This is a genomic window from Gilvimarinus sp. 1_MG-2023 (assembly GCF_030548285.1).
The window spans coordinates 1-258 of record NZ_JAUOSC010001240.1; the positions used below are offsets into that span (position 1 = coordinate 1).

The 258-nt window shown below is 57.4% G+C and carries 1 pseudogene; it reads left to right on the plus strand.

The annotated features are described in order from the left end of the window. Nucleotides 1-258, plus strand: a pseudogene (locus Q4563_RS20830) (cobyric acid synthase); the annotation flags it as partial.

Sequence of the window (258 nt, forward strand, 5' to 3'; positions counted from 1 at the left end):
GGTCTGGACTGGCTGCAACAACGCACGGGCAAACCGGTGCTGGGTGTCTTGCCTTACCTTATGAAGCTTGGTGCTGCGGCGGAAGATGCCATCGACACCGAGCAGCAACTTGATCACACCGACATTCGCTTGCGGGTACGTGTGCCGGTGCTGTCGCGTATCAGTAATCACACCGATTTTGACATGCTGCGCCAGCACCCGCAGGTAGACTTTGCTTATGTCGGGCCAGGGCAGCCATTAACCGGCGCTGATCTGATT